The sequence below is a fragment of the Methanohalobium sp. genome (assembly GCF_018609725.1).
Taxonomy (GTDB): domain Archaea; phylum Halobacteriota; class Methanosarcinia; order Methanosarcinales; family Methanosarcinaceae; genus Methanohalobium.
The window spans coordinates 1-19,542 of sequence record NZ_JAHENT010000133.1 but is presented as its reverse complement, the minus strand read 5'-3'; the positions used below and the strand labels follow the sequence as shown (position 1 = coordinate 19,542).

The 19,542-nt window shown below is 35.7% G+C and carries 23 protein-coding genes and 1 tRNA gene; 14 read left to right on the top strand and 10 right to left on the bottom strand.

Annotated features, from left to right (window positions below; all coding sequences use genetic code 11):
* Positions 1–486: 486 nt before the first annotated feature.
* Positions 487–879 carry a DUF2178 domain-containing protein gene (locus tag QZ276_RS09010; RefSeq protein ID WP_292487283.1) on the bottom strand — a complete coding sequence of 131 codons (393 nt, stop codon included), beginning with the start codon at positions 877–879 and terminating at the stop codon, positions 487–489.
* Positions 880–1,123: 244 nt separating this feature from the next.
* Between QZ276_RS09010 and QZ276_RS09005 the strand changes: the two genes are divergently transcribed.
* The 3 genes from QZ276_RS09005 to QZ276_RS11565 all read left to right on the top strand — a co-directional run bounded on the left by QZ276_RS09005 (position 1,124) and on the right by QZ276_RS11565 (position 2,853).
* Positions 1,124–2,194, top strand: coding sequence for a DUF4367 domain-containing protein (locus tag QZ276_RS09005; protein WP_292487281.1), 1,071 nt, complete (start codon positions 1,124–1,126; stop codon positions 2,192–2,194).
* A 31-nt stretch (positions 2,195–2,225) separates the two neighbouring features.
* The gene (locus tag QZ276_RS09000; RefSeq protein WP_292487278.1) at positions 2,226–2,453 is read left to right on the top strand and encodes a PLDc N-terminal domain-containing protein; all 228 of its coding nucleotides are present in this window, start codon (positions 2,226–2,228) and stop codon (positions 2,451–2,453) included.
* 70 nt (positions 2,454–2,523) lie between these two features.
* Positions 2,524–2,853, top strand: a complete 330-nt coding sequence (locus QZ276_RS11565; protein ID WP_369334630.1) for a DUF6141 family protein — start codon at positions 2,524–2,526, stop codon at positions 2,851–2,853.
* Between the two features lie 272 nt (positions 2,854–3,125).
* Here the strand turns inward: QZ276_RS11565 and QZ276_RS08995 are convergent, their stop codons facing one another.
* Positions 3,126–3,587: a winged helix-turn-helix transcriptional regulator gene (locus QZ276_RS08995; RefSeq protein ID WP_292487276.1), complete on the bottom strand. Its 462-nt coding sequence runs from the start codon at positions 3,585–3,587 to the stop codon at positions 3,126–3,128.
* A 566-nt stretch (positions 3,588–4,153) separates the two neighbouring features.
* Here QZ276_RS08995 and QZ276_RS08990 point away from each other — a divergent pair.
* From QZ276_RS08990 to QZ276_RS08970, 5 genes are all read left to right on the top strand, one after another.
* The gene (locus QZ276_RS08990; RefSeq protein WP_292487274.1) at positions 4,154–4,699 is read left to right on the top strand and encodes a UPF0228 family protein; all 546 of its coding nucleotides are present in this window, start codon (positions 4,154–4,156) and stop codon (positions 4,697–4,699) included.
* 117 nt (positions 4,700–4,816) lie between these two features.
* On the top strand, positions 4,817–5,164 hold the full coding sequence (locus tag QZ276_RS08985; RefSeq protein ID WP_292487273.1) for a hypothetical protein: 348 nt from the start codon (positions 4,817–4,819) through the stop codon (positions 5,162–5,164).
* Positions 5,165–5,339: 175 nt separating this feature from the next.
* Complete coding sequence (locus QZ276_RS08980; RefSeq protein WP_292487271.1) at positions 5,340–5,777, top strand: hypothetical protein; 438 nt, start codon at positions 5,340–5,342, stop codon at positions 5,775–5,777.
* Positions 5,778–5,823: 46 nt separating this feature from the next.
* Entirely contained in the window at positions 5,824–6,399 is a 576-nt protein-coding gene (locus QZ276_RS08975) for a hypothetical protein (protein ID WP_292487269.1), read from the top strand.
* Between the two features lie 98 nt (positions 6,400–6,497).
* Entirely contained in the window at positions 6,498–6,650 is a 153-nt protein-coding gene (locus QZ276_RS08970) for a hypothetical protein (protein WP_292487267.1), read from the top strand.
* A 288-nt stretch (positions 6,651–6,938) separates the two neighbouring features.
* Here QZ276_RS08970 and QZ276_RS08965 read toward each other — a convergent pair.
* The 6 genes from QZ276_RS08965 to QZ276_RS08940 all read right to left on the bottom strand — a co-directional run bounded on the left by QZ276_RS08965 (position 6,939) and on the right by QZ276_RS08940 (position 10,237).
* Positions 6,939–7,010, bottom strand: a tRNA-Ala gene (locus QZ276_RS08965).
* A 55-nt stretch (positions 7,011–7,065) separates the two neighbouring features.
* Entirely contained in the window at positions 7,066–7,335 is a 270-nt protein-coding gene (locus tag QZ276_RS08960) for an elongation factor 1-beta (protein WP_292487287.1), read from the bottom strand.
* Between the two features lie 28 nt (positions 7,336–7,363).
* Positions 7,364–7,534 carry an HVO_2753 family zinc finger protein gene (locus tag QZ276_RS08955; protein WP_292487265.1) on the bottom strand — a complete coding sequence of 57 codons (171 nt, stop codon included), beginning with the start codon at positions 7,532–7,534 and terminating at the stop codon, positions 7,364–7,366.
* A gap of 113 nt (positions 7,535–7,647) precedes the next feature.
* A complete protein-coding gene (locus QZ276_RS08950) occupies positions 7,648–8,283 on the bottom strand; it encodes an amino acid kinase (RefSeq protein WP_292487264.1) in 636 nt (211 codons plus the stop codon).
* Between the two features lie 17 nt (positions 8,284–8,300).
* Entirely contained in the window at positions 8,301–9,272 is a 972-nt protein-coding gene (locus QZ276_RS08945) for a hydantoinase/oxoprolinase family protein (protein ID WP_292487262.1), read from the bottom strand.
* Positions 9,269–10,237, bottom strand: coding sequence for an ATP-grasp domain-containing protein (locus QZ276_RS08940; RefSeq protein ID WP_342765717.1), 969 nt, complete (start codon positions 10,235–10,237; stop codon positions 9,269–9,271). The genes QZ276_RS08945 and QZ276_RS08940 overlap by 4 nt, the downstream gene beginning before the upstream one ends.
* A 64-nt stretch (positions 10,238–10,301) precedes the next feature.
* Between QZ276_RS08940 and QZ276_RS08935 the strand changes: the two genes are divergently transcribed.
* The 6 genes from QZ276_RS08935 to QZ276_RS08910 all read left to right on the top strand — a co-directional run bounded on the left by QZ276_RS08935 (position 10,302) and on the right by QZ276_RS08910 (position 17,616).
* Positions 10,302–10,718, top strand: a complete 417-nt coding sequence (locus QZ276_RS08935) for a heat-shock protein (RefSeq protein WP_292487260.1) — start codon at positions 10,302–10,304, stop codon at positions 10,716–10,718.
* Positions 10,719–10,912: 194 nt separating this feature from the next.
* A complete protein-coding gene (gene grpE, locus QZ276_RS08930; protein ID WP_292487258.1) occupies positions 10,913–11,527 on the top strand; it encodes a nucleotide exchange factor GrpE in 615 nt (204 codons plus the stop codon).
* 72 nt (positions 11,528–11,599) lie between these two features.
* On the top strand, positions 11,600–13,450 hold the full coding sequence (dnaK, locus tag QZ276_RS08925) for a molecular chaperone DnaK (protein WP_292487256.1): 1,851 nt from the start codon (positions 11,600–11,602) through the stop codon (positions 13,448–13,450).
* Positions 13,451–13,527: 77 nt separating this feature from the next.
* Complete coding sequence (gene dnaJ / locus QZ276_RS08920; protein ID WP_292487254.1) at positions 13,528–14,661, top strand: molecular chaperone DnaJ; 1,134 nt, start codon at positions 13,528–13,530, stop codon at positions 14,659–14,661.
* A 161-nt stretch (positions 14,662–14,822) separates the two neighbouring features.
* Positions 14,823–16,157: a Trk system potassium transporter TrkA gene (gene trkA, locus QZ276_RS08915; RefSeq protein WP_292487252.1), complete on the top strand. Its 1,335-nt coding sequence runs from the start codon at positions 14,823–14,825 to the stop codon at positions 16,155–16,157.
* Between the two features lie 19 nt (positions 16,158–16,176).
* Positions 16,177–17,616, top strand: coding sequence for a TrkH family potassium uptake protein (locus tag QZ276_RS08910; RefSeq protein WP_292487250.1), 1,440 nt, complete (start codon positions 16,177–16,179; stop codon positions 17,614–17,616).
* Positions 17,617–17,624: 8 nt separating this feature from the next.
* Here the strand turns inward: QZ276_RS08910 and QZ276_RS08905 are convergent, their stop codons facing one another.
* On the bottom strand, positions 17,625–18,857 hold the full coding sequence (locus QZ276_RS08905; RefSeq protein ID WP_292487247.1) for an NAD(P)/FAD-dependent oxidoreductase: 1,233 nt from the start codon (positions 18,855–18,857) through the stop codon (positions 17,625–17,627).
* On the bottom strand, positions 18,854–19,027 hold the full coding sequence (locus QZ276_RS08900) for a 4Fe-4S binding protein (protein WP_292487245.1): 174 nt from the start codon (positions 19,025–19,027) through the stop codon (positions 18,854–18,856). The genes QZ276_RS08905 and QZ276_RS08900 overlap by 4 nt, the downstream gene beginning before the upstream one ends.
* Between the last annotated feature and the right edge of the window lie 515 nt (positions 19,028–19,542).

Sequence of the window (19,542 nt, the reverse complement as noted above, 5' to 3'; positions counted from 1 at the left end):
GTTCTATGGTCATCCCCCATCTTGATGTTGCCACTTGCGGGGCGCCAGTACTTCCGTACGATACATCTCTGTCTGCATCGCATTGTTTGTGTTCGAACCAAACAATACCTGATGGAATTTGATGATACACAAACAACCGACTGAACAATGTCTTATATCAGGCAACTTGCTCAAAGCAATTGTACACTGAAAGCATTGTTTTTGTACACATCTAAATATGATTAACTACGTTAAATGATTTATGGTTAAAAAACAATAAACAACGGGGTTGTTTCATCACTCTTTAAACGAAGTTTAAAGATATTGGTAAATTTCAATTTACCAAGTTTAAGTTTAACTCTAAATTTTTAATTTAGAGTGTTTTGATTTAAGGAGACGGTTAGAAACCGTTGGCTTTCACGTACCCCTGTTGCCCCTTCTTCGTAATGTCTTTTTTGCTCTCCAAACTTTTAGATTGTTCTTCATTTTAATTCCTTCTTCAAATGATTACATATGCTTCTTGTACCAGTAATAGAATCCAACATAGGTAAGCATTGTAATAGCGAACAGAAATGATACCACAGATTGTGCCTGAATATTTGATTCAGTGACACCGATACCTGCCATCAGTACACCTTCCAGAATAATTATAAAGGTCAGAGCTTTATGGCTGGCTTTTTCAGCGGTACGATAAACTCTCTCATCTTCTACAACTCCTATTTTCTTTCTGACCTGGATGTTGCGTAAGGTTGCTAAAATCAACGCTACACCTGCACCTATAAAAGCTCCTCCTGCTCCAACAGGACTTGCAATCCAATTAGGTTCAAAAACATAGAAACCTATACCTATCAAAGAGAATACAAAGCCTATAATTAACATTCCCTTTTCTTTAGTTTGCAATCATGTCACCATGTAAACTATACTTTACTTTCAGTATATATAACTTCCATAAAGACAAATTAGGTTTACATAGAACAATATCGATATAAATAAACTGAGTTTTATTTTGCAGTGTTTCTAATTTATTACTATAATGTTAGGTGATAACCTAACATAATGTATACCCTTATATACATGCTATTTTAAATTATAAACTTTATAAATCAAATTTACAGGAGGACTATAAACGTTTAAATTACAGCTAATGATAGTATTCTTATTAATGGGTTCGGTATTATTGATTACAGGATGTACAGAACAACCAGAACCGTCCGCAAAAGAAGTTGTAAATAATACAATTGAAAAATTTGAATCCGCTAATGATTATTCCTATTCAATGGTTCTAAATTCGTCTGAGTATGAGGAGGTAAATAATGTAACGACTGAAGTGTTTTATGAATCATCAGGAAAAGGGAAAATGATTATAGAAAAATCCTCTGAGGACCTGATATATGTTGTAGTAAATAATGGAAACAACATATTGACCTATGATTCCGAACATGGAGTAGTTACAACAAATCCAAACTCCACATCAAATGTATTCCAAGAAAATCCATTAACGTATTATTCTTTAATGGAACGAATTATAGAAGATAACGAACCAAAATTACAGGGAACTGAAACTATCAATGGTAATAAAACCTATATCTTGGAATTTGTTTTTGAATCATCTATTCCTGAATTTCCTGTTGATAGTGCAAAATTCTGGATAAATTCTGAGGATCGGGCACCTGTTAAATATGAATTATATAAAGATGGAGAACTTGTTATCAGTGCAGCATTCAAAAATTTCAGGTTCGATACAGGGATACCTGATGAAGAATTTGAATATCAACCACCTGAAAACGCGAAAGTTATAGAACAACAAAAATCTGCACCTCAAAATGTGACGCTTGATGAAGCGAAAAATAGAGTTAACTATGAACTAAAAATGCCATCATATGTACCAGATGGATTTGAATTTGATCATGTACAGTATGCTCCAGACACTTCCTTAGTTGTGATTTATTATGAAAATGAAGTCATGAGAAGTGTCCTTGCGGTTGTGCAGATGCCCTATGAATCCAGTCAGAAACCAGAGGTGGCTGATCAGGAAAACACGACAATTGGAACTACAAAAGGGAATTACTTTGAATCTGCCAATTCTAAACATCTTAAGTGGAGTGAAAACAATATAGAGTATACAATAATGTTGAATGCACCGCTTGAAAGAGATAATGAGATTGATAAAGGAGAAATGATTAAAATAGCAGAATCATTAGAGCCTGTTGAATAATAATTATATCATTTTTTTAGGAGGTAAGAAATTGTTTGATGCGGTGGGATTTCCAGTTTATATTTTAATTTTTTTCCTTATAGGAACATTAGCAACTGTATTCTGGATTTGGATGCTTATAGATTGTGCGACTAAAGAACCAAGTCAGGGTAATGATAAGGTAGTTTGGATTATAATCATTGTCTTTACGCAGATTATAGGTGCTTTGATATACTATTTTGTAAGAAGACCAAAACGAAAAGCAGAATTTGGTGATTGATTAAGGTGGGTGTAGTGTATTATGGCTCATAATTTACTTTTTCAGGAAACAAAAGTTTCGCAATACTTGGATGTTTTTTATAATTCTGGGTATTGCAGTATTTGCATGGTATAATGCAATCCAACAATTTGTCTATGGTGTAGAAATGAGGTCTAATCCAGTATCTGACTTGGAGTTGGTAATCTTATTAATCGTGTTTGGTGTGATATTACCAGTATTGTTCTATATTAATAAACTTGAAACCAGGGTATATGAAGATGGAATATATGTCCGATATTTTCCATTTCATCTATCATACAGAAAATATAGTTTTGACGATATAAAAAAATTTCAAATTAATAACCTACAGTGCTCTAAAAGAATATGGTGGCTGGGGGATACGCTACAAATTCAGAGGTAAAACCAAAACTTACAATGTAAATGGTAATAAGGGCGTACTGGCTTGAATTTAAAGACGGGAAAAAGCTTTTAATTGGGTCCCAGAGCTCGGATGAGCTATATAATGCGATAAAACCTGATTAAAATCTTATTTTTTAGGTGTAACTAGGATTGAATTCTTAAATTTTGAATCCAATAATCGATTTTACAGCGCTTTTTGATAATCAAGTAGTGTATGTTTAGGTTTGGTTTACCTGATAAGGTCATCAGGAACAGCCTGCTCAATATAAGATTTCAAAAAATATTTTTTGTAATTCCGTTGCTTTCAAAAGTAATTATATCATCATTGTGGAGTTTCTTAATATGCCAGTTTATGGTTCCTTTGTTCAATGAATGTTTATTTGAAAGTTCCTGATTGGTTATACCGCGTTGTTCTTTTATCGATTTCAACAGCTGTTTACTTGTTTCATTTTTAATATGTGGAATAATCGTTTTTTCTATGTTATAGAAAGTATCTGAATTCTGGATGGCTAATGTATATTTGCCTGATTTTATCAACTTGATTTTTTCCATGACCTCAAGCAGTCTGATGTGATATCTAATGTTGCCTCTGTTTGTATTCACATTACTGGATATTTCAGATATACAGCACCCCGGATTGTTAACTATATAGTTGTAGATTCTTCTACGGTTTTTGTTGCTGAACAGGTCTTTGATTATGCCCAGTATAAACGGCAGCAGTTTAACTCCGCTCAAAAAAGAGATTATAATTCCCAATATGTAGGAAATCTGTATTCTTAATGGTAGTTCCCAAAATGTATGTGTTCCATCTGCACCGCTGGTATCTACTCCTTCTTTATCTTCGATGCTTTCGTCATGAGGTGTTACTTCATAACCCCCTTCTTCTGCAAGTGCTGGTGTAGTGAATATAAGAATAAAAATTAAAAACAGTATTACCTTTTGTATAGTAGCATATCATGAATTATTTTTTGTGAATTACTGAGTTTATTCATTGTTATCCCCTCAACTAAACATTCGGTATTGGCTGTATATCAACCACATTATAAATCAGATAAAACTTGGGATATTTATTTTTATGTCCAGATTATCAAATTGAGTATCTGAAAGTTTGTAACAGTTTGACGGTTTGGAGATAAAATGTTTATAATGTATTCGCATTAAACCAGTGTAGAAAAACAAAAAGGATACATGGAAGTCAATTTAATTTCAGATGTATATATTGCCGGTTTCAATAGATCGTTCAAATAAAGTAAAAAAGACAGTGTCAAAATGCAATAAATTGCTTTATGGGGAGTGATAATATGAGTAAAATCGATAAGAAAGTTCTTATTTTTATTGTTTTTTCAATTTTTGTATTATTGGCAGTCCTAATAAACTCATCAAGTCATGATATAAGAATTGGAGGTTTGTACATTTCTTTTGAAGAAGGAACAACTGAAAAATATGCAAGATCCGTTATAGATGAATCTAATTTAAGAGAGGACATTAAGTTGGATTATAATATTGATCATTTGCATAATCAATATTATTTAGTAGTAAATCAAGATAAAAAATCAGTTTTATATAATGAATTGATGAAAGCAAATATTTGGATAAGAGATGAAGAAGTAATAAAAAAAGGGGACAACTACATAATAGTTGTTTCAAAATCAATTGCTAATAACAAAGATTTCCTTGATATTTTGTCTAAACAGGACTTGCAATTGAAAAAGTTTGTTAACTGTCATATTTATTTTAGTAAACAACCAAAAGATTGGGTTAGCTATGATAAAGGCCAAAAGATAAAAAAAGAACTATTAGAAAAAGATAAAATTCTTAGAGTAGCTCTTGATGATATAGAAGGCTAACCAATATATTATTTCAAAAAAGGATCAGTTTGATGATATGGACATAACAGGTTTATAATTTTATGCAGTTAAATGGATGTATCAACAGATAATATTAATACTGAGGGGGATTATAGCATGGGGGAAGATAATAAAGGAATCTACATATTGTTACTGGCTCTTATAGGAGTACTCGCTGTTCTTGCACCTTTCATGTACGATGCTTATATGAAAACTACAGATGATTACTATGTATCTGCTCATCTATCTGATATTACACCAAATGATTACACAGGTATCTCTGATGAAGACTTAGATAAATATCCAAAGTTAAAGGAAGCACTTGATAAAAAAGACATTGTTGAATTAACAAAGTCCAAGTACAGCAAACTGGATGAATTTCTTGCAGAAGGTGATGACGGTATCACATATATCAAATACAAGGACGATTACTACGGAATATGGTTACAGCATATTGTCCGTTAATCACTACTGAATATTACAATGGCAGAGATATCAAATACAAAGGGGAGTATTACACGGTTGACCTTACACATTATACTGCTTGATAAGAGAGATGATTTATGAATGAGAAAAAAAGAACAGTGTCAAGTGGCTCCTTACTTTGGTTGCGATTTTGTTGGTTTTATCAGCTGTTATTTTGAGCCTGTGGGAGAAACAATCTGATGGAGAACTTGATTTTACTTTAAAACTTGATAAAGAACAGGTACAAAAAGGGGATGATTTCCAGACTCAGGTTATCTTAACAAACACAGGCAACTATACATTCAATGTTTGGGAATTAAAGCATCAAATCAGTTATGATATACATATCTATGATTCTGATGAGTCCAGAATAAAATATGTAGGTGGAGTAATACAGAGAATTCAGTTGGAAAACGATTTTTTAAGAAAATTAAACCCAGGAGAATCTATTAAGTCAACCAAGGAATTTGAAACTGAAGATTGGGGAACTACTCTTGACAGAGGAAATTATACCATTAATGCAGTATATCATACACATTTTGGTGAAAATATCTGGATACCTTACTGGATTGGAAGCGTGGAATCGAATAACGTAACTCTTGTTGTAAAATGATTTTCAATTTAGTAGATATCTGAATCTAGAGTTAATAGGGGGTTTTATGGGAGTAAAAAGCAAAGAAAGACTTAGAGATAACATATGGATATATTTATCATTTGTAGCGCTTGCAGTAGTAACTTACCTGCCAGCTCATTACATACTTTTAATGAATGACATCTATCCACCTGCTAATCTCTACTACGAACTACCATTGATTTTTGGTGTTTTATTTATCGCAGGAGTAATAGTAGCTATAAAAAAGTCATTAAATATTGCCATTACTGCTACAATCATACCTGTTGTATCGGTTTTATTAATCCTATTAATAGCGTTTTCATTAGCTGCTCATAGTCATTATTCTGGAGATGAATATTCAATCAAAGTATATGATATAAATGAAACTAATGCAAGCAAAATGCCGGATAACTATACACTAATATCAGATGGTGACCTGCAAGAATGTCCAAATCTCAAGAATGCACTGAATGAACAATCTAAAATTGAATTAACAAGTTCAGAGTACAATAAGTTGGGTGAATTCATAACAGGGCGTGATATTAATGGTAAAAGTGAGAGAATATTTATAAAATACAGGGATAATTATTATAAGTTGCTGTTTTCTCATTCGGCTCCCTGATGTCTCTGAATCATATTACTTTTTAAGGAGTGGATTAGTTGAGTGTTCTTAAAAAAAGATTAACAATTTTTTTAGTTTTACTGACTATATTAGCAATAATGAACTTTGCTCCAGTAGCAATAATAGGTTTGGAACCGCTTTATACGATTGAGAATACTGATGAATATCCTCATATTGCAACTGTCAAGGTCAACGGTTATAGAGAAGAGTACTCTAAAAACATAACTTATCATTTTGAACCAAAAGAATAGGTTAGTGTAGAAAAACCGACAACCCTCTTAGTAAAATGGTCAAACCCATTCAAAAAGGGATTTTAGTACTATGCTCCCGATGGTTATCGATATAATGTTGCATTTGAGAATACTTCAGCAACCTGTTATTCTACTCCACATCTTGTAAATAATGTAGAGATTGAATTAGTCAATAAAAGTGGAAATTTTGATGTACACGTTACTGAATCCACGTGAAACCAAGTTTTATTCAAGGGGATAGCTATACTATCAAACCTAACTTTTCATAGGTTAGTCTAAAAATTTGTATGGACTCGGCGGGATTCGAACCCGCGGCCTTTACGTTGCGAACGTAACGATCTTCCGCTGATCTACGAGCCCACTTTATTTTAAAAACAAATTAAAAAAAGCAATCCAATTTTAAAAGCTTAGGGGTTTAAAGACCCCTGCCAAGCCCAACAACCTGAACGTTATCCACGCCGGGGACGTTCATAAAGGCTTCTTCAACTTCTTCGGTTCCACCTTCTTTGTCACTTACAGAAATATCGAGCATAAGTGCTTTTAATCCGAAGGCTATTGGTTCTTCAGAAGTACCGTATAATTCTGTCTCCTCTGGTAAAGCTTCTTCAATTTTCTTTTTAAGTTCTTCAAGGTTGGTATCTACACTTTCAGGCATTACTTTGATTTTTGCGGCGACTTGTCCCATCATTTACACCTCTGAATATAAAAATACTTCATGGTCCCTCAAACCCACAACTAGGACATGTATATGAGTTACTTTGCTGTCTACAGTTTATACATCTACCAAGTTCATTAGAGCACGAAGGACACGGAAAACGTACAAACCCACGTTCTGCCAGATGCACTCCGCATGTTGTACAGTATTTGACTTTTGGTTTTGCCATTGGATCTCTCCTATGTTATTTTTTAGTTTGAGATTAATATGAGATAATAGTATATCAATCTGAATTATTTTTTAATATATTATGCAGTTTTCAGTAAATAAGCGGTATATAATTTAAATATTCCCCTTGATATAAGTTCCAGTCACCGGTTTGTTTCTTAGAGCGGCAATGATTCTTTCTGGATGGTAACCGTTTACAATATAACAATTCATACGGTTATCTTTTAAAAATTCTGGCATGTACTTATCTGTACAGGACTGACCTATTTTGTCAATATCTGATGCATTGATTTCTGATACAAGAGATTGTTCTTTAAATATCCCGTCTACATCAGTGACCTTTATGAATGAAGCATCAAGTTTTTTTGCTATCCATGCTCCAATAGTATCAGATGTAACATTCCATCCGTGTGGAAGTTCATCGTTATTTTTTAAATACTGATACGGCTTTAATACCGTTATTCCAGAATATAATTCTGATAATGTATCTATACTTTCCAACCCTGTTTTATCAATAATGTAGTATGCATACTGTTCCATACTTGCGATTGCTATCCAATGAGAGGCATCATTGCTTATATGATATTTTTTACTGATATCTCTGACACAATCAGCAAAAATACCTCCTCCGGGAACAATAACAACAGACTTCATCTTGTCGGGGGTGGTGTTGATGTATTCAATCACATGGTTTACAATTTCAGTGATGTTGTCCATCAAACTGCCGCCTAATTTTAAAACAATATTCATCTTTCAAATCCATCCGTTTATAAGTTGTAAATGTTTGCTGCAGCATAGGCAGGGAATACTTTTGACACATCTGATCCCCATATATTAGCAACAGATAGACACTCTAACCCAAGCTGTTCTGCAGCGTTTTTGATTATAAATTCACCTATTCCTGCAGTGACTATTTTATCCAGATTGTACTGTTTTGAAACTGATGAAATGGCTTCTTTAATTAGGAATATTTGTTTTTCTTTAACACTTTGTGCAATCTTTTCTATATCATCAATTGATATTTCATTAAGGTCTGAACAAACCACACGTGCCAATCGGCGCAATGCATCGTTTTTCTCAACACCTGCATTGTCGGCAGGTTCACAGTTATACATATCACTGCTTATATCGCCTAGCATCAGGTAGGCATCAGCAGTTGTGGCAAAAAGTTCTGATGAAGGTCTGCAGGCACCTTTTTTTAAATCCAGTTTATCTACTACTGTAGCAATGTTTGTTCTTAATAGTCCGGTATATAACAGTTCATCATGTAACAACCGTTTGAAATCGGTATATTGTGCTTTATGTTTTCCGTCAATGATGGGTATGATATCTGTAGTTGTACTCCCCATATCCACAAAAATACAATTTCCTATTTCATTACCAATAATCCGGGCAGAAGCAGCCCAGTTGGCAGCGGCCAGATGATTTATATTATCGGAATTATTGATAAACTGACCGTCAACATTGACAAAATTCACTTCGCAATTGAATGCATTGTTAACATAATCCATTATGAATCTGATACCATTGTGTTTATTATCAAAACAATCGGCAAGTTCGCCTGTCATAACAACAGCTACTCTGTTGGGTTCAATTTTTCTGGCAATTTTCTGTAAAACATCTGGTAAAACAGTATTTTTCCATAACGGAACATAATGAAGTTCTGTGATATTTCCATCATTTGATGAAACTTTTGTGTTTGCTCCTCCTATATCAATACCGATAATACTATTTCTCATTTTAAGTCCTCTTTTAAAAACGAATGCTGCCCATGAATTTCTACTGAATCGGGTAATTTTTCAAAGTGGTTTTTAATTAGCAGTTCTGCAATCTCCTCTTTCATAACATTACATATACTAACAAGGGATGTGGTTGGTCTTGGGTTCACATCAACTATGTAAGGAGTATCATTATTTAGTATAAAATCAACACCTATGTATCCGCGACAACCAAGTAATCTGGAAGCAGAAACTGCAATATTGTATAATTTCTGTTTTTTCGATGTATTATATGGTGTTAAATTTCCGTTGTACTTAATTTCTGAATCGTTTTTTTGTGGTATATCTATCAGTTGTTTGTTCACTGTTAACGGGAGTGGACTGTCACCGGATATGAGGCTGACACTAACATGTTCTCCATCTATATATTCAGTAGCAATATAGTTGTTTTCAGGTTTGTAACCTTGAATGGAAGTTATAAATGTATTCTCGGATGCAGAGCCGTACCTGGGTTTTATGACCCACCATCCGCTTTTTATTTCTCTGGTGGTTTTTGGAATGGGGATATTTGATTTTGAAAGAAATTCACTGCATTTGATTTTATCCACACACTTATTAACGGCTTCATGAGGGCATCCAAGGTTTATTGTATTGTTTTCTATAATTCGGGTTAATACTGGAAGGAGTTCATCAGGAGCGATAACAAGACCTGCATCACATTTTTTTGCCAAAATTTCTATCGTGTATTCAAAATTGTTGCTATCTGATTCAACTGGAAATCCTGATGATATGAAAGTATCTGATGAAGGATAAATAACTTCATGTCCCAGTCTTGTGAAGCTATTTGCAATAGTTTCCAACATACGCTTCCCTTCAAGAAGATATGTACCACCAAGACCAGCACCGACTGAATATTCTGCCAGTAAAATTTTCATAATGGCTGTGACCTCATTATCGGATATAGGGTTTATCGTATTTTTTATCAATTTTTATAATTCTGTAAAAATAGATATATATAAGTCTGATAATATCTTTTTGGTGATGAGAGACATGAATACTGAATTTATATTTGAAAACCCATTTCTCAAAGCAATAACTATATCCACAACAATGGCAGTATTTATTATAGGAATAGCGCTCGGTTTAAAATATATGTTTTCCGAAGGAACGATACCGATGCCATTATGGACTCTACTACTTATCTTTGCAATTATTTTTATTATAGGGTCGGTTTTTTTTGAGCAACGTGGAGCTGACCAAATGGGTTCGTTGATTGGCGGCAGTATTGTAGCGGTAAGTACTACTTTTGCAAGTGTGTCGTTTTTTGGTGGTATGGTTTATGCTTTTTCAGGTGGTATCGAAGCACTGGGTGTGGAACCAATTATATCTGCACTTGCCATCTGTATGATAGCCAGTATGTTGCTCATAAAACTGCTTTCACATAAGTTGCAAGTTCAGGGTTTTTAAAAATATATTCTACTTTACATAATTTTTATATAGAACTTCTAACAACAATAATCTGTTATTGAATCTGATCATATTATATGTATTGTTATTTTCATTTTTAAACACACTTGTGAAAAGGGAAACTTTTATATAGAACCTTAAACAATCGGATTCATAGTAACCTTATAGCGCATGAACTTTTTGGAGATATAAAAATGGCAGAGGAATCAGATAAATATGAAGCAGAAAATTCTGAAGTAGCAGAAAATAATGCAGAGGGTGCTGAGTCCCAGAATCTGAATGAAGAAGCTGAGATGTCATCAAAAGATGAAGAAATCGAAAGATTAAATCAGCAAATAGAGGATTTAAACCAGAAATATAGACGTCTTGCAGCAGAATATGATAATTTCAGAAAAAGGGCATCACGTGAAAAAGAAGAACTCCGTAAATATGGCATTGAAAATGTTGTGATTGATTTACTTGAGGTTCTTGACAACTTTGAACGTGCATTGGAATCTGCCAGAAACACCGATGACACCAATTCCATAATAGAAGGAATTGAGATGGTATATAATCAGTTCTATTCAACACTAAACAAGTATGGACTTGAAAAGCTTGTCTGTGAGGGAGAAGAATTCGACCCCTACAAGCATGAAGCACTCTCACACGTTGAAAAAAGTGAACATCCAGAAGATACAGTTGTTGATGTGTGCAAACCCGGTTATGCGCTAAATTCAAAGGTTATAAGGCCTGCAATGGTCACTGTTTCAAAAAAAAGTGAATCTGAAACAGAAGATGAAAATGAAGATAACAACAAAGATCAGGAATAATTGATGTATCAATTTAACATAGAATTATTACTCATCTATAAGGATAATAAAATAAATTGGAGGTAATGTATTATGGGAAAAATAATAGGAATTGATCTAGGAACAACAAACTCATGTATGGCGATAATGGAAGGTGGAGAACCCAATGTGATACCAAATGCAGAAGGTTCACGTATAACACCTTCAGTTGTAGGTTTCTCCAAAAAAGGAGAACTACTTGTTGGACAGGTGGCAAAAAGACAGTTAATTGCAAACCCTGACAACACAGTATACTCAATCAAAAGACACATGGGTGAGCAGGATTACAAAGTAACTCTCCAGGATAAAGAATATACACCACAGGAAATATCCGCAAAAATCCTTCGTAAAATGAAAGACGATACAGAAGATTACCTCGGTGAGGAACTTCAAGATGCGGTGATTACTGTACCTGCATATTTTAATGATGCACAGAGACAGGCAACCAAAGATGCAGGTAGAATTGCAGGGTTCAATGTAAAACGTATCATCAACGAACCGACAGCAGCAGCTCTTGCATATGGAATTGATAAAGAAGAAGAGCAAAAGATTCTTGTGTATGACCTTGGTGGTGGGACATTCGATGTATCCATCCTTGACATCGGAGATGGAGTTTATGAAGTAGTTTCAACAACAGGAGACTCTCATCTAGGAGGAGACGATTTCGATCAGAGACTTGTAGACCATCTTGTTAAAAAATTCAAAGAAGAAGAAGGACTCGATCTTTCACAGGACAGGTCAGCTCTCCAGCGTTTAACTGATGCAGCTGAAAAAGCAAAGATAGAGCTTTCCAATGTCACTACAACAAATGTAAATCTGCCGTTTATTACAGCCGATGCTAATGGTCAGCCAAAACACCTTGATATTGATGTTTCAAGGTCTGAGTTCCAGCAGTTAACTGAAGATTTGGTTGAAGAAACCGTAGACCTGATGCAACAGGCATTAAAAGATGCAAACCTTACAGCCAACGACATCAACAAAGTTCTCCTTGTTGGTGGTTCTACCAGAATGCCTGCAGTAACTGATGCAATCAACAAGGTAGTCGGTAAAGAACCATACAAGAACATCAACCCTGATGAAGCAGTTGCAGTAGGTGCAGCAATCCAGGGTGGAGTACTTAGTGGTGAAACAGAAGAACTTCTGTTGCTCGATGTAACACCTCTGACACTTGGTATTGAAACAGAAGGCGGAGTGATGACTCCACTTATTGAAAGAAATACTACAATACCTACTAAAAAGACTCAGGTATTCTCAACGGCTGAAGATAACCAGACTGCAGTGGACGTCCATGTGCTTCAGGGAGAACGTCCAATGGCAAAAGATAACCAGTCCCTTGGTCGATTTAGGCTTGAAGGAATCCCGGCAGCACCAAGAGGTGTCCCACAGATTGAAGTTACATTCGATATCGATGCCAATGGTATCCTTAATGTAAGTGCCAAGGATCTTGGAACCAATAAAGAGCAATCCATTACCATCGAGAAACCAGGTGCACTTTCCGAAGAAGAAATTAACCAGATGGTAAAAGAAGCAGAGGAACACGCAGAAGAAGACAAGAAACGCAAGGAAGAAGTCGAAACCAGAAACAGAGCCGACACACTTGTAAACTCTGCAGATAAGACTCTTGAAGAAGCAAAAGATGTCATAACCGAAGATGAAAAATCCAAGATTGAAAATGCCAAATCCGAACTTCAGGAAGCACTCAAAGGCGATGACATCGAGGATATAAAATCCAAGACAGAGACACTGCAAAACGCTATATATGAAGTATCCCAGAAGATGTACCAACAGGCTCAGCAACAGGCACAACAGCAGGCTGAAACTGAAGGTACAGAATCTGCTGGTGGTTCATCTGAAGAAGATGTTGTCGATGCAGATTATGAAGACAGCGATGAAAAGAAACAGTAAACTAAAAACATTTTAAAACAACTGTCTTTTTCTGACAGTTGTTTATCTATTTTATAACATAATATGAGGGATGCAGCATGACCACCACGCGCGATTATTATGAAATACTTGGGGTATCAAAAGATGCTTCACAGGATGAGATAAAAAAGGCATACAGAAAACTTGCAATGAAATATCATCCTGACAAGAGTGATGACCCAGATGCAGAAGAAAAATTCAAAGAAATTTCAGAAGCATATGGTGTGTTATCTGATCCTGATAAAAGAGCTCAATACGATAAGTTCGGTCATTCAGGAATAGATAGCAGATATACTGAAGAAGATATATTCGGTTCAGCAGATTTCGGTGACTTTGGATTCGGCGATATTTTTGATATGTTCTTCGGCGGTGGTGGTAGACGCAGAAGCGGACCATCCAGAGGGTCTGACCTTCGCTATGATTTAAGCATTACTCTTGAAGACGCTGCCTTTGGGCTTAATACAGAAATTGATGTGCCAAGAGCTGAAAAATGCGGTGAATGTGAAGGAACAGGTGCCAAAGGTGGTAAAGTAAAAACCTGTCCAACCTGTCATGGACGAGGACAGATAACACAAACCCGAAGCACACCACTTGGGCGTTTCATGACAACGTCTATATGCAGTACCTGCTATGGTCAGGGACAGGTGGCAGAAACTCCATGTCCTTCATGTAGTGGTACTGGAAAAGTTAAAAGAACTGCAAAAGTACCGGTCAAAGTACCACAGGGTTCCTATGATGGACTGCGTTTGAAAGTAAGCGGTGAAGGAGAACAGGGTTCTCCTGGAGCACCACCTGGAGATCTTTATATAGTACTCCATGTCAAACCACATGATACATTTGAACGTGTTGGTGATGACATAGCATGTGAAATACCGATTACAATTACACAGGCAGCATTGGGAACAACAATAACTGTTCCGACTTTGTATGGCAGTGTCAATATGAAGGTTCCACCCGAGACCCAGACAAATACCATATTTAGATTGAAAGATAAAGGAATGCCACACCTTAATGGCCGAGGCCATGGCGACCAGCATGTAAAAGTCATCGTCAAAACGCCAACAAATCTGACATCAGAGCAGAAGCGTATTCTACAAGAACTTGATGAAACTCTGGCTGGTGAGAATGAATCAAAAGCAAGGAAGGGCGACAAAAGCATCTTTGACAAAGTAAAAGGTGCATTTGAAGTCTGATTTGTGATTTTTACTAAAACCACAACTCTTCCTTTTTCTCTTGTCAATACTCATTAATTTTCCATTAAATTAGTAAATTTTAATACTTATATTGATTATAGGTAAAACTGTTATCCCTAATTTTATATACTTCTATTTCTTGCTTATTTGAGGGTATATCCATGAAGATTGTAATAATAGGAGCAGGTGAAGTAGGGTACCATATTGCAAATTCCCTCTATGAAAACAATGATGTTATCATTATTGACAGGGATGATGATGCATGTGAACGAGCCGATGAGATGGATTTACAGGTGATACAGGGCAATGGTGCCAATGTCAGGTTACTCACCCAGGTACTAACCAATGCAGACCTTTTGGTAGCGGTAACAGGTTCTGATGAAGTTAATATTGTATCCTGTATGGCTGCAAAATTGGTTTCTAAAAGTAAAAAGCCGTTAAAAACAATGGCAAGAGTGAGCAACCCTGATTATATAGATAAACCCGTAGCAAGACGTACACAAATCGGTATTGACACCATGATTTGTCCTGAACTTGCAATGGCTTCTGAAGTAGCGGAAGTGCTTTCTATACCTTCTGCAATTGATGCTGAGTTTTTTGCTGAAGGCAAAGTTGAAATGATTGAATTTGTCGCAAAAGACAACACCGAAATTGTGGGAAAACAGATTAAAAACCTCCAACTTAGTGAATCCTGTATTATAAGTGCTCTTTTTAGAGGGGGGGAGGTAATAATACCTCATGGTGACGATGCTATAAACTCTGGAGACCACGTGGTTATTATTGGTAAAACAGATGAAATGAAGAGTATACGCGGGGTATTTGGTGAAATAGGTCAAAATGTTAATAAAGTTATGATTATAGGTGGGGGTAAAGTTGGATTTCACCTTGCGCAAATTGCACAAAAAAGTGGTATAAAAGTAAAAATAATCGAACGTGATAAGAAAAGATGTGAATATATAGCAGATGTATTACCAGAAGTGCTGGTTATTAATGGTGATGGAACTGATGTAAACCTTTTGAAAGAAGAAGAAGTAAGTAACATGGACACAGTTTTTTCAGTTATGGGTAGCGATGAAAAGAACTTGCTATCAGCACTTCTTGCAAAACAATTTGGTGTAGGTAAGGTTATTACAAGAGTGGAGCGTTCTGGATATAGTCCATTGTTTGAAATGGTGGGAGTGGACCTTGCTGCAAGTCCGAAACAGGCAACAATTAATGAAGTTATGAAATTATCAATGGGCACAGGTATAGAAGCACTTACAACAATTGAAGGTGAAAGAGCCGAAATCATAGAATATATCGCATATAAAAACTCTAAAATCACAGGAAAACCTTTAAAAGACATCAAGTTCCCAAGCGGAGCGATTGTGAGTATGGTCATACATGGTAATGAACCATTTATACCACGCGGTGACCATGTAATCGAAGACGGAGACCGTGTACTTATATTCTCGTTGCCTTCGGCAGTAACAGATGTGGAAAAGCTATTCAAATAAAATATTTTAAGGGGATAATATGAATGTTCATATAATTTTTAATATTATAGGACGGTTGCTTTTACTTCTTGGATTTATTATGATTATCCCTTTATTTGTGGCTTTATATTATGGAGAATCCATCGAGCCATTTACAGTGGCTATAACAATGACCATACTTGTTGGAACAGTTTTTTTATTTTTGTTCAGGTCTACAGAAGATGAATGGCATCATAGGGAAGGATTTGCGATTGTTGCATTGGGGTGGTTGTTTGCTGCAATTTTTGGTTCGATTCCTTATATGTTGGATGGCGTAACTCCATTGAATGCTTTTTTTGAATCCATGTCTGGATTTACAACTACAGGTTCTACAGTTTTTGCTAATATTGAGGCTCATCCCAAAGGAATCCTTTTCTGGAGAAATATGACTGAATGGCTCGGAGGTATGGGGATTATTGTATTATTTATTGCCATACTTCCGAAACTTGGTGTTGCAGGCAGGCAGATGTTTAGAGCAGAGGTTCCAGGACCTCAGGAAGATAAACTTAAACCCAGAATAAGAGAAACCTCAAAAATATTGTGGATGGTATATTTAGTAGTATCAATTGCCGAGGCAATAGCCTTAAAACTTGCAGGACTATCAGTTTATGATGCTGTAACCCATACTTTTACTACAGTTTCGTGTGGTGGGTTCTCTCCCTATGCACGAAGTATTGAAGCATTTGGTAGTCCTCTTGTAGAAACAATTATAATGGTTTTTATCTTTATTTCGGGAGCAAACTTTGCACTTCATTATAAAACACTATATGCAAGCAGAAGAAGTTTGATAAAAGATGATGAGTTTAAGTTCTATTCATTTGTGGTTTTTTCTGCAATAGCACTGCTGACCCTTATACTCTGGAGAGATATTAATACACCGATTATTGAATCATTGCGGTATGCAGCTTTCCAGGTTCTTACTATAACAACAACCACTGGATATGCGACAACAGATTTTATTGCCTGGCCTCATGCTGCACAGATGATATTGCTAATTCTTATGTTTGCTGGGGGATGTGCAGGTTCAACAGCCGGTGGTCCTAAAATGGTTCGCTGGCTATTAATGCTAAAATATAGCCGCAGAGAAATATTCAAAGTAATCCACAGGAGAGCGGTTACAAGAATAAAATTTAATAAGAAAAGTGTTTCGGAAGATATCATGCAATCAGTTATATCCTTTATTGCGATATATTTTTTAATATTTGCAGCAAGTTCAGCTCTTTTGGGTTTACTTGGAATGGACCTTTTAAGTTCTATAACTGCATCGATAGCAACACTTGGCAATATTGGTCCCGGTTTGGGGGCTGTTGGACCAATGGATAACTTTGATGTTGTTCCTGCATTGGGTAAAGTAGCCCTTATTGGGAATATGTGGATGGGAAGGCTTGAAATCTTCACCGTATTTGTAATGCTTACACCTGAATACTGGAAAAAATGGTAATTAGAGAATTAAGATTTTATTTCTGATTCCCATTGAGATTTTTTATTATACTTTGTATATTCTTTAAACAGCACTCTCAAGTCCCAAAGGAGCCGTTTATTAGCCTTGAACAATACATATAAAAGTTCTTTCAGGTTCATGGTGTTGAAATTAACATTCTGAAGTGAATGTGCAAAAGTATTTAGTTGCTCGTCTGTAAATTCGACAAACTTATTTTTCACAATCAAATCATTGTCAATATCTTGACCAATTGTTTTACGCCATCGTGATTCATATCTCTGCAGCATTTTTGTGGATACATCAGATGCAGAAATCGCTTCATAGGCAACATTTCCTGCAATTTCACCAGCATCCATTGCATTAACCAGTCCTCCACCAGTGATCGGATCTGATTGACGTGCGGCATCGCCTACAAGCATAAGTCCATTTGCAATGGTTTGGTCTATTGTACCGCTTACTGGTACGCCGCCCACATCAAGCTCAAGTATTTTTCCTTCGGGGAATTTCTGTTTGACAAAATCCGAAAGCAAATCTATTGCTCTTTTTTTACCAGAACGGCTTCCAAGTATTCCTATTCCTACATTTGCCAGTTTTTCGCCTTTTGGAAACACCCATATATAACCCGAAGGTGCGATTTCATTTCCAAGATAGAAATGACAGAAATTAAGGTCCGTATCAATATTTCCAATCAGATACTGTGCACAGACTTCTATATCAGATGGTTTGAGTGAGGTATCAATACCTCCCCATCTACCTATTTTTGATTCTACCCCGTCAGCACCGATTACAATATTTGAATAAAAATTATATTCATCTCCAAGATACATGGCTTTTATTCCGCGGACATATCCTTTTTCATTTATAAGTCCGGTTGCTCTTGTCTTGACCATGACATCTACACCGTAGGATGCAGCCTGGTTTACAAGTTCTCTGTCAAAGATTTTCCTTTCCAATACATATCCAACTTCTCCGCCGGAAAGTTCTTCAGACATTTCAACAACTGTTTCGTCTGGTGAATATATCCTTGAACCTTTAACATCAGCACATATCCATCTTGGGTTTGGCTCAATATGATGCTTCAATCCTTCTTTACCTATCCCTTCAGCACATCTAACAGGGTCACCGATTTCCTGGCGTTTTTCAATCAGCAGTACATCAAGACCGTTTTTTGCAGCGGTTTTTGCTGCTATAGACCCACCTGGACCTGCTCCTACAACAATAACGTCATATTGGTTTTTCATCTGACCACCTCTATAGCGCCGACAGGGCATATTTTAGCGCAGAGGCCACATCCAGTGCATTTGTTGTCTGCTTCAACAAATGTTTCTACAAGTTCAAGTGCACCTTCAGGGCATACTCCTACACATGCACCGCAATAACCGCATTTGTATCTGTTAACATTGATACTCAATGATAATTCACCTGTTCATCTAAATTTTATAATATTTAAAAGCTCAATTTGTAATATAATTTTTGTTACTTTCTATTGTCCAGTATGAGCAAATAATTTTATCGGTATGTTGTATCCTGTACACAGTTTTTACATATAAATTAATTGATGTTACGAAAGTGGGGCAACAGGGGTACGTGAAAGCCAACGGTTTCTAACCGTACTCTTTAAATCAAAACGCTCTAAATTGAAATTTACCAATATCTTTAAACTGTAGTTTAAAGAGTCTTTGATTTAAGTTGTTTAAAGGATATCTTAAAACTTCGTTTAAAGAGTGATGAAACAACCCCGTTGGTCATTGATTTTTCACCATATTTTTTTTTTATATAAGCCGTATCTTTTAACAGAGGCGATGATATTTAATACTAACTTATAAAATCAAACATTATTGGGATTTCTCTGATGAGCTTGCAAAAGCTAAGCAAGTAGCCGAATATGGTATCAAATATCGTACTCTTTCGTCTAAAGATGTCAAG

Coding starts and splice junctions, on each gene's coding strand:
- QZ276_RS08935 (WP_292487260.1), top strand. CDS start 10,302: ATGAATACTGAATTTATATTTGAAAACCCATTTCTCAAAGCAATAACT.
- QZ276_RS08945 (WP_292487262.1), bottom strand. CDS start 9,272: ATGAGAAATAGTATTATCGGTATTGATATAGGAGGAGCAAACACAAAA.
- QZ276_RS08905 (WP_292487247.1), bottom strand. CDS start 18,857: ATGAAAAACCAATATGACGTTATTGTTGTAGGAGCAGGTCCAGGTGGG.
- trkA (WP_292487252.1), top strand. CDS start 14,823: ATGAAGATTGTAATAATAGGAGCAGGTGAAGTAGGGTACCATATTGCA.
- QZ276_RS08960 (WP_292487287.1), bottom strand. CDS start 7,335: ATGGGACAAGTCGCCGCAAAAATCAAAGTAATGCCTGAAAGTGTAGAT.
- QZ276_RS08990 (WP_292487274.1), top strand. CDS start 4,154: ATGAGTAAAATCGATAAGAAAGTTCTTATTTTTATTGTTTTTTCAATT.
- grpE (WP_292487258.1), top strand. CDS start 10,913: ATGGCAGAGGAATCAGATAAATATGAAGCAGAAAATTCTGAAGTAGCA.
- QZ276_RS11565 (WP_369334630.1), top strand. CDS start 2,524: ATGTTTTTTATAATTCTGGGTATTGCAGTATTTGCATGGTATAATGCA.
- QZ276_RS08985 (WP_292487273.1), top strand. CDS start 4,817: ATGGGGGAAGATAATAAAGGAATCTACATATTGTTACTGGCTCTTATA.
- QZ276_RS08910 (WP_292487250.1), top strand. CDS start 16,177: ATGAATGTTCATATAATTTTTAATATTATAGGACGGTTGCTTTTACTT.
- dnaK (WP_292487256.1), top strand. CDS start 11,600: ATGGGAAAAATAATAGGAATTGATCTAGGAACAACAAACTCATGTATG.
- dnaJ (WP_292487254.1), top strand. CDS start 13,528: ATGACCACCACGCGCGATTATTATGAAATACTTGGGGTATCAAAAGAT.
- QZ276_RS08975 (WP_292487269.1), top strand. CDS start 5,824: ATGGGAGTAAAAAGCAAAGAAAGACTTAGAGATAACATATGGATATAT.
- QZ276_RS08970 (WP_292487267.1), top strand. CDS start 6,498: ATGAACTTTGCTCCAGTAGCAATAATAGGTTTGGAACCGCTTTATACG.
- QZ276_RS08955 (WP_292487265.1), bottom strand. CDS start 7,534: ATGGCAAAACCAAAAGTCAAATACTGTACAACATGCGGAGTGCATCTG.
- QZ276_RS08950 (WP_292487264.1), bottom strand. CDS start 8,283: ATGAATATTGTTTTAAAATTAGGCGGCAGTTTGATGGACAACATCACT.
- QZ276_RS09005 (WP_292487281.1), top strand. CDS start 1,124: ATGATAGTATTCTTATTAATGGGTTCGGTATTATTGATTACAGGATGT.